The 8,253-nt window shown below is 39.2% G+C and carries 9 protein-coding genes, 1 tRNA gene and 1 pseudogene; 7 read left to right on the forward strand and 4 right to left on the reverse strand.

The genetic code is table 11. From position 1 onward, the window contains the following. Positions 1–94: 94 nt before the first annotated feature. Positions 95–352, forward strand: a complete 258-nt coding sequence (locus AYI87_RS21530) for a DUF3658 domain-containing protein (RefSeq protein ID WP_144204497.1) — start codon at positions 95–97, stop codon at positions 350–352. Positions 353–473: 121 nt separating this feature from the next. Here the strand turns inward: AYI87_RS21530 and AYI87_RS20915 are convergent, their stop codons facing one another. Together AYI87_RS20915 and AYI87_RS20920 are read right to left on the reverse strand one after the other, a co-directional pair. Then, positions 474–935 carry a hypothetical protein gene (locus AYI87_RS20915; protein ID WP_144204498.1) on the reverse strand — a complete coding sequence of 154 codons (462 nt, stop codon included), beginning with the start codon at positions 933–935 and terminating at the stop codon, positions 474–476. Between the two features lie 286 nt (positions 936–1,221). Beyond that, positions 1,222–2,130, reverse strand: a complete 909-nt coding sequence (locus AYI87_RS20920) for a LysR family transcriptional regulator (RefSeq protein ID WP_144204499.1) — start codon at positions 2,128–2,130, stop codon at positions 1,222–1,224. A gap of 240 nt (positions 2,131–2,370) precedes the next feature. Between AYI87_RS20920 and AYI87_RS21535 the strand changes: the two are divergent. From AYI87_RS21535 to AYI87_RS20935, 4 genes and pseudogenes are all read left to right on the forward strand, one after another. Next, a pseudogene (locus tag AYI87_RS21535) lies at positions 2,371–2,619 on the forward strand (EamA family transporter); the annotation flags it as partial. 21 nt (positions 2,620–2,640) lie between these two features. Next, positions 2,641–3,147 carry a DMT family transporter gene (locus AYI87_RS21485; RefSeq protein ID WP_260865202.1) on the forward strand — a complete coding sequence of 169 codons (507 nt, stop codon included), beginning with the start codon at positions 2,641–2,643 and terminating at the stop codon, positions 3,145–3,147. Positions 3,148–3,164: 17 nt separating this feature from the next. Next, positions 3,165–3,674: a tetratricopeptide repeat protein gene (locus tag AYI87_RS20930; RefSeq protein ID WP_144204501.1), complete on the forward strand. Its 510-nt coding sequence runs from the start codon at positions 3,165–3,167 to the stop codon at positions 3,672–3,674. Positions 3,675–3,801: 127 nt separating this feature from the next. Then, positions 3,802–4,683 carry a PhzF family phenazine biosynthesis protein gene (locus AYI87_RS20935; RefSeq protein WP_144204502.1) on the forward strand — a complete coding sequence of 294 codons (882 nt, stop codon included), beginning with the start codon at positions 3,802–3,804 and terminating at the stop codon, positions 4,681–4,683. Positions 4,684–4,794: 111 nt separating this feature from the next. Here AYI87_RS20935 and AYI87_RS20940 read toward each other — a convergent pair whose 3' ends face one another. After that, complete coding sequence (locus tag AYI87_RS20940; protein WP_144204503.1) at positions 4,795–6,081, reverse strand: DUF2628 domain-containing protein; 1,287 nt, start codon at positions 6,079–6,081, stop codon at positions 4,795–4,797. 155 nt (positions 6,082–6,236) lie between these two features. On the opposite strand from AYI87_RS20940, the gene AYI87_RS20945 reads away from it, so the two are divergent. Beyond that, complete coding sequence (locus tag AYI87_RS20945; protein WP_144204504.1) at positions 6,237–6,470, forward strand: helix-turn-helix domain-containing protein; 234 nt, start codon at positions 6,237–6,239, stop codon at positions 6,468–6,470. Between the two features lie 8 nt (positions 6,471–6,478). Here AYI87_RS20945 and AYI87_RS20950 read toward each other — a convergent pair whose 3' ends face one another. Then, positions 6,479–7,762 carry a tyrosine-type recombinase/integrase gene (locus tag AYI87_RS20950; RefSeq protein ID WP_186300691.1) on the reverse strand — a complete coding sequence of 428 codons (1,284 nt, stop codon included), beginning with the start codon at positions 7,760–7,762 and terminating at the stop codon, positions 6,479–6,481. A gap of 199 nt (positions 7,763–7,961) precedes the next feature. Between AYI87_RS20950 and AYI87_RS20955 the strand changes: the two genes are divergently transcribed. Then, positions 7,962–8,048: transfer RNA gene (locus tag AYI87_RS20955), tRNA-Leu, on the forward strand. Positions 8,049–8,253: the final 205 nt, after the last annotated feature.

Genomic DNA, 8,253 nt, shown 5'->3' on the forward strand with positions numbered 1-8,253 from the left:
ATCTGGTAGTTTTTTGGCGAAATCAATTAGATCAATCAACACCATGCGTGTCTACTGAATTGAATAAAAAGGGAATTATCTGGGGATTCCCTAGATGGTTAGGTTATGGGATGGAGATGAAATTCAAACTGTTGATGAAGAGTTTTTCGATCATTCTCTGTTAGCAATAATCAAGACGGGTCCTCATAATGCAGCTAAAGTCATAGGCCAAATATTAGGCCAATATACAGGGCAGGTTGGTGATACTTTTTTATCTTATCGCATTAGTGTTCTTATGCAACAAGGAGTTGTATGTTCGAATAACACTGGATCGATATTTAAACTTAACTTAAGTTTGTCGACCAATGGGTAAAAGTAAAACCCAAGAACAGTGTTTGTTTGAAGGAAAAACTAAAACATTTATTAAGGTGAGTGTCTACATAAAATTGACCATCAATGCTCTATTTGATGTGATTGAAATGCGCTTGTTTGTTCTATTTTTGTCTTTTCAGAACGCGTCCTGTCATTCCTAATCCTAAACCGATAAACCCTCCATAGAAAACACCTTGAAAAAAAGATACCAACAATTTAGCTTGAAACCCTTTGGGAATTGTATCTATTATTTCTTTGCTGTTTTTTATGTGTTCGGTTACAGAATTCCCTCTTGGTGAACCTCTAAGTATCAATTCGATGTAATGGCCTGGTTCTGGAGAGTTGTAGTACAATATTAATGTTAACCAAACGATATATACGCCTATCAATCCACCCAGTTTAGCCGATTTTGAGAACATGCAGGATGTGATAAAGTAGGTGGTAAAAATAAAGAGTGAGTTGATATGAAATATTAGTATCGTTGGTAGAAGTAGTGATAGGAGTATAAATATAGTTTTTGTTTCACACAAGACCTTTAAGGTGTCATATAGGTGATCGATTAATTCCTCGTTATAATTTTTCATTTTGCTTCTCCCACCGTAGCTGAAATCGTGAGTTGCTTTGTTATTTCAATTTTACCTCGTTTCTATTCTGAAGTGTAAGGTGTTTTTTTCTTTAAAGAATGATTTTTTAAAATTATAATGGAAAAATCTATCATGGAGTGGATGCTCCCAGATAGCATTGAAGCTACCCTATGAGTTTGTAGAGACGTTTGATTACATATCCTGGAGCAATAACTATTCATTAATCCTGTTACCTATCCATTAGCGCTGCTCTTCGATGTTGGTTCTGTCTTACATGCGCTAATTCTTAATTTGGACTAGTTGAAGTTGTATCTTTCTTGTTGTTTAAGTGTTCGGTTGTATATTGTACTATAGATTTAGATATCTTTGATGTTTTGTTGGTTAATTTTTTTTGATAAGGGTAAACAAGGTATACACTCAATTCATCACTGACTAGATTTGGAGCTACAATTCTTATGCTATTTTGATAGAAAGGAAATGCGAAGGATGGGATTAACCCGATCCCGAAACTTTGCTCTAATAACCTTAGTTGTGTGGCTGTTTCGTTTACGATAATTGTTGACTTGAAGTTGCTTAAATCTAATTCCTTCCCATTTATTGAAAATTTTCGTTTCATTCTGATATAGAAGTTGTTTATAACTATTGTATTGTCAAATAGTTTGTCTGAATAATTGTAACTGCTGGATGCAACGAAAATGTCTCTATAATGCCCTAAAAATATGCTGACATAGTTCTCTTCTTTAGGCTTGCCTATTCTAATTGCCATGTCTATATTCTTTAAGGCGATGGGTTCAATATTATTACTGGTAACAATTTCGAAGGTGATGTTAGGATAGCTCTTCTTCAATTTCCCTAATACGTCAGGAAAGAATGAGGTTGCTATGGAAGTAGGAATTGTAATAGAAAAACTACCATTTAGTTCATTAGAAAGAGCCATAGCTTTTAGATCAATCTCACGTGAGATTGCCAGTAGCTCTAAAGCATCTTTCATTAAGACTTCACCTGCATCAGTTAGCGAAATGTTTCTTGATGACCTTATAAAAAGATTTGTGCCGATTCTTGCCTCTAGGTTTGATAGCTGTCTGCTGACATGAGCTTTAGACTTGTTAAGAATTTTTGCTGCATCGGTAATTGACATTGTTTTGCAAATTACCGCGAATGTTAGATATTCTCCATAAAAATCATTGTGATGCATTGTTTCTGTCCTGTAACTGATGGTTTCTTAACTTGCTGTTGCACGTGATTACAATTTATCACTATATTGATACGAATGTCGGTAGATTTGATTTAAATTTTTTATGAGACTCCGCATGAAGGGAGGGGGGATGAGTAATCAAGAAGCACAAGCTTATGGGGTAATGCAAATGACTTGTGCAATGATATTGGCCGGGACAATAGGTTTTTTTGTTTCAAAACTGGGTTGCCAATAGTTAATGTGGTTTTCTGGAGGTGCATATTAGGTGGGGTATTCTTATCTATCTATTGTTATTTTTATGGTGGTTGGTTAAAAGGGGTTACTCTAGCAAACATAAAATTATTAATTCTCGCATCAATTTGCTTAACAGTAAATTGGTTGTTGCTCTTTAAATCATTCGATTATGCGCCAATATCAGTATCGACAGTTGTTTATAATACTCAGCCTGTAATATTAATAGTTTTAGCCTACTTCTTGTTTGGGGAGCCATTGTTTCAAAGGAGAAGCCTATTGCTTTTGAGTGCATTGGTTGGCGTGCTTTTGATTAGTTTTGGTGACAATATATTTGACCATAATCAAGATGACTTTTCTAGTTTGTATTTGGGAATAGCTTTAGCATTTGTTGCAGCAATTTTTTACGCTTTGATAACGTTATTGACAAGAAGGGTGGAGGGTATGTCACCGGCTTTAATTGCATTCTTTCAGGTTAATATAGGCAGTTTTTTGTTATTGCCATTTGTTGATTCCACAAAGATTATGACGGAGTCTGGGCTGATTTATGTCATAGTTTTGGGTGTGGTTCATACTGGCGTTATGTATATATTGTTGTATGGTGCTGTTAGAAAGATAACTATCTACTCTATTGCAGCTATTTCGTTCTTTTACCCAATAACGGCATTGATAATTGATCTATTGGTTTTTGGTGTTGAGTTGACGTCTTTGCAATATTTGGGGCTTGTTTTAGTAATGTGCTCATCGGTGTCAGTGAGCTTAATTGAGTCAAAGCGTATAATCTGAGAGTTTTTGAGGTTGATATGAAAAGTGAACTAATTAGAAGAGCTGTAGAGTTAAGGGATAGTGGTCGACATGTTGAATCTAGAGCACTGCTTAACCCGTTTCTGGATGATCCATTGTTGAGTGGAAGTGCTAACCTACATACCGCATGGTCATTGGATAATGAAGGACTTGAAAACAGTGCTTTGAAGTACTACAGAGCAGCTCTTTGTGGTTATTTGTCAGAAGAGGAACGTTTTGATGCATTATTTGGGATGGCTAGTACTTTAAGAAGTTTGGGTAAGTATGCTGATGCGTTAGATATGTTTGAGAAGACTGTGTTGGAATACCCAAATAAATTAGAGATTGTCCCTTTTTATTGCATGTGTCTCTATAATCTAGGGCGAGATCATGAGGCGATATCAAGGCTATTGAACTTACTTTTAAAAACTACTAGTTCAAAAGAAATTTTGACCTATAAGCGTGCCATTAGCTTGTATCTTGAGGATTTGGATAAAATCTGGGATATGGAAAATAGTATTGAAGGTTAGTCTGGAACCCCTATTGTGATAGGATTGTAGAAATATTTCGGCGAATCAATTATGGTTTGTAGTGGAATGTAAGTAATTTTTTTGGCTATTGGAACTTAAACTCATCGGAATCAATATGTAGGTAATAATGTTAATGGTTAAACTTCTAAATCAAGGTGTGGATGTATATCTTATGGATGCATTTACATTTAATGAACGTGGAGGGAATCCCGCTGGTGTAGTTTTCCTTACTTCTGAGATTGCTGATGAAGAGAAACTCCTGATAGCAAATCAGGTTGGCGTATCTGAAACTGCATTTGTGATAAAGAGACCGGACGGTGATTTTGACGTAACTTTTTTTACTCCTGAAGCAGAAGTCGACTTTTGCGGACATGCAACATTGGCAACTTTTTTTTGTATGAGGTCTTTAGGCTTCGTCAAGGAAGGCGAGTACAGACAGCATACTAAAGCTGGAATGCTTAATGTCGTTGTAACTAATAGTAATATTGTGATGGAGCAGGTTCTCCCTACAACAAGAATTGGACCATCGGCTAAAGCAGTGTCAGAAGCTTTAGGTGTGTCGGAAGAAGTGATTTTAAGAACTGGACTGCCTATAGAAATAGTTTCGACAGGATTGCCTGATATCATCGTACCTGTCGAAGTCGGTATGTTGGACCGTTTAAATCCGGACTATCAGCTAATTGAGAACATCAGTCGTGAATATCGAACTATTGGTCTCCACGTTTTCGAATTGAGTCATGATGGTTTTTTTTCCGCCCAATGTAGAAATTATGCACCCTTATTCGGCATTAATGAAGAAGCCGCGACAGGAAGCGCGAGTGGTGCTTTAGGATGCTATTTAGTGAAGCATACGAAGCTTCGAGATAAAATTTTTAGATTTGGGCAAGGGCGTGCTATGAAAAGCCAATCTATGATTCAAGTGATGATTGATATAGATAACCATAGTATCGTCAGAGTAAGGGTTGGAGGAACTGCGAAATTGAATAAAAAAGTTAAAGTAATTATCTGATTTCTTTTGTAGGGGATTTAAAATTCATAGTAACCAACAAAATTTGGCCACGACTTAGTACTCATTTAGTGATGGTAGAGTAAGAGGATTGTTGCTTATACCTTAGTAATTCTAATTCACGCCATTAATCACTAGATTATCCAGTGTAAATGCATCGGAAACCGAGCCATTGAGGCGATTCGTGTAGATGTCTTTCAGTACATAATTCGGATTAACAAAGGGAGTATATTTTTTCCCTTCACCGTACTTGAATGCCCATTGAGCACCGTTAATTTCAAAGGTGTCATCAATATTGATCTGGAAACTTACTGCCAGTATAGCGACATCTATATGAGCCAGAAAGCCGTCATCTATTTGACCCGTCACAAACACCAAAGATTGTTTCGCAAGGCTTTTCACTTGATTAGCATCCATACTGCATTGATAGATGACGCTGATCGCTCCGTTATTGGCTTGCTGCTCGCGCCATGATGTCTTGGTACAAGCCTGCCAATTATCAAATGCTTGGCCAATGGTCGTCTGCTTATAGCCCGTTAAGTAACCATCCTGGATCATGGATACATTATCGGCTGCGGCCATCTCAGAGTATGCGAGCAGCAGAACACCAAGAAAACTGGTAGTAACCAAGGATACTGTGGTTGTACCACTTGCCATCCATTTGGGCATCCAGCTCCAGGTTGTTTCGCCTAATTTGTAATAGCGGTAGTAATCATAATTAGCGGTTAAGCCGTAGATAGTAGAGTTGATGATGTAGAGCATCGTGCTTATGTCTCTGTCTGTGAATAATGACACAATAACCACGGTTAGCAGATTCAGAGCCAAAGTAAGCAAGAGTAGGTATAGCCCTTTCTTCCACATTCCTTTTGTCATGTAATAAAAAGGGCCAAAAATGAATGCCAGCACATTAAAGTTGATGATGTTCTGTCCTTTGATTTGTTCCTTTTTAGAGCGGGATAAGTGCGGCTGGCTTTTGGCAGATGCAAAATACCCTAACTTATCAGCCTGTCGAAAATCGAACTCTGCGAAAATTTTCTGCCAACGGGAGCTTAGTCCCTCATAGGTGACTTTCGATTTAATTGATGCAGTTTTGGGTTCAGAAGACAGTTTTGTTATCGGGTAGTTTTTAGGTTTAGATTCTGGCTGTTTTACCGGCACAGAACTTTCGCCAGCTGGCACTTGCTTAAGATAAGTAATGATTCCAGCAGAAAGCAATTTTGACTTCATGGCCTCTGCCTGAGTCGCAGTCAGGCCTTTTTTGATGCTAATAGGGTTACCGGAAAATAACAGGTGGGCTTTGGACTCCGGTACATTGAGGAACTTAGCCAATGCCAAGCTGAGTTTATGCCTATCTTTCCCTTCTAGTATTTCGCCTTTAAAGATTAGGTTGAATGATGTCATGAGTAATTCCTTCTGCGTTAGTAATGAGCTGGCTCAGCGAGATTCCTTGCAGGCTCACGGCTTAAAAGAGGATTATAAGCGCTTTTGCGGATTATAATCCGTGGTTAATTGTGAAGCAAATTCTCATAGTGGTTCCGATTTAAATAAGGAACCCTATGAAAACGTTAGCGATAGAAGTTGGTAGAGCTGTGCGACAAGTGCGTAAATCCCGAGGGATGTCTCAGGATGAATTGGCGCTGCGAGCCGATATCGATCGCAGCTATATCGGCCGTATAGAACGGGCCGAGGCAAATATCACGCTCGACATGCTTTACAAAATTGCCGAGGTGCTTGACTGTGAGGCGCGAAATTTGCTGCCAAGTAGAGCGTCTTTAAAAGGTCAGATTTAACATTAAACTTAAATGCAGCCTCGTTGCTTATAGCTGACTTGCCAATCTTTAAATAGCTTTGAGAGTCTTGCTTGATTTTGCTTGATGCCAAGTGTTCTTTTGGGTTTTAAGCCAGGTTTGGATTTGCCCAAATCAACACCAGATAACTCTTTACTATACATTTTCGGCGTCATGTGGCTGTAGTGTTGTTCGATCATGGCGATGCTAGTACCACATTGTTTAGCCAACACCTCCATGCTGACGTTCCCTGACGTTAATTGCCATGTAATGTAAGTATGGCGCAATGAGTAGAGCGTTCTCACACCATGCGGGGAGGATTTTAAGCCTATTTCGGTTAGAGCTTTATCAAAGGCTTTGCCAAGCTCTTTGGTTTCACTGCCATCAGCTAATCGAAACAGTTTGTCCGTGCGTTTGCGATTCGGAAACCGTTCCCTTAATGTTTGGATACTAGAGAAGATTTCGTCACGGCATACAACTTCACGAGTTCCTGTATGTTTGACGGTTTTACCCTTAGTCACGGTTATATAGAAAATGATGTTGTGTTCGTTGGTGTCTATGTGGATGTCGCCCCAGGTGAGACTTTCCATTTCTGTCCCAGGTCGAATGCCTGTATTGACCGCGAACTCCATATAATCCAGCAATAATTCGCGAATTTGACGGGTTTTTTCTTTTCGACTGTTTTGCTCAAGAGCTAACACCGCATCGAAAACTTTATCGTATTCCTCGGGTGAGAAATGCGCTCGCCGTTGTGACTCTATGCCTTTGGTGGACAAAGAGGGTACCTGAGCTGCTAACATCCACTTATTTTCAACCGCTTCTTTGAACACCAATTGCATAGCTGCATTGTGATTGAGTAGTGTCGATTTGGCAGGTACTCTGTCGAATTGTTCGATGCGCCATTTATCAAAATCACGCAACTTTTCACTATCTATTGAGGTAATGTAAGTGCGATCAAAAAATGGAATATGGTATTTGCGTAGCACTTGAATATATATCTTGTAGTTAACGGCTCCGGTTCCATTATCTAGGGCCGTTTGCATGTTGCTTATGACATTCTCTGCCACATCGCGAAAGCGCTTGGAACTTACGAGCAGATTTCGGTCTGCCATGAACTGGTATTCCATTTGAAGGCGATAGGCCATAGCAATCGCTTTCTCTTTGTCTTTTTGCTTGGTGGCTTTTGAACGCCACTTACCTGCGACTTTAATGCGAGCATACCAACGCTCGCTATTATCCTGGAGGTATATGTATAATTCGTCGGAGATATCGTGCCGTTCGACCTGTTTACTCATAGTTTGCGTCTTATGTTGAAATGCAAAGAATTTGCAAAGTCCATACTTTATATCGTAACTATATGAAAAATAATAGTGATATTACGCACGATATATTCAAAATCCGTTTCCTTCGGGAGTGACGGTTCAAGTCCGTCCTTCGGTACCATTATCAGTTGCTCTCCTCGAGAGAATAGCGGTAAGATCAGACAGACAAGATGCAGATGTGGTGGAATTGGTAGACACGCTAGCTTCAGGTGCTAGTGGCTTAACGGCCGTGCGAGTTCAAGTCTCGCCATCTGTACCAACTTGTTGATGCACTCCTCTCTAGAAGAGATAATAACCTGCTTAATAGCAGGTTTTTTTATGTCTGAAATTTGTCTGTGTTTAATAATCTCGGCAGCATCTCCCCTTAATTGCCAGCTCTTAACAGCCTCCGCTGAGTTGCTAGTAATAGCAAGAAGTCGCAAGTCTCTAGCCTAAACAGCTGGAGCGCCTTCGGCGCCCCATCT

The organism is Shewanella sp. KCT (assembly GCF_007636505.1).
Taxonomy (GTDB): Bacteria; Pseudomonadota; Gammaproteobacteria; order Enterobacterales; family Shewanellaceae; genus Shewanella; species Shewanella halotolerans.